This is a genomic window from Campylobacter sp. 1569, from assembly GCF_024723675.1.
In the GTDB taxonomy this organism is placed as follows: Bacteria; Campylobacterota; Campylobacteria; order Campylobacterales; family Campylobacteraceae; genus Campylobacter_D; species Campylobacter_D jejuni_C.
Map to the genome: position 1 here is coordinate 1 of NZ_JANQDB010000055.1, position 594 is coordinate 594.

The window sequence follows — 594 nt, forward strand, 5'->3', positions numbered from 1 at the left end:
ATGTAATATAGTTTTTTATCATGAAAAGCAAAAGTTATATAAAAATAATCATTCTTTAAGTTTTAAATTTAAAAATGGTATACAAATTAAAAAAAATTGCAATCTTAATGATTTTATACAATTATCTGCTGCTAGCTGTTTCATGAATACTAAGTATTTTAATAAAATATATTTTGATGAGAAATTAAAACCAAATTTCGAAGATGCTAAATTTATAAATGAGTATTTGTTAGATAATATTAACCTAAAGAGTGCCTTTTTGCCAAATGCAAAATATTTTTATAGGAAAAGGGAAGAAGGAAATTCTACTTTGAATTTAAAATTACGATTAAAAGAATTTTTTTTAATTGTTCCAAAATATGGCTATTTGGAAATATTATATAAAAATTTTTCTTATAGTTTTATTTGTAAATTAATATTATATGACTTGTATTGGCATGTTATAGATATGATCAATTCGCCTGAAAAAACTTCTGTTTTAAATGAAGACGAAAAAAAAGAATACTTAAATTTACTAGATAGAAATTTTTCTTATATAGATAATGATACTATAATGGATTTTAATTTAGCTGGTTGTTGGTTTTTTCATAAAGT

General features: G+C 20.7%; 1 pseudogene. It reads left to right on the top strand.

The annotated features are described in order from the left end of the window. Window positions 1-142: 142 nt before the first annotated feature. A pseudogene (locus tag CAMP5060_RS08150) lies at window positions 143-594 on the top strand (capsular biosynthesis protein); the annotation flags it as partial.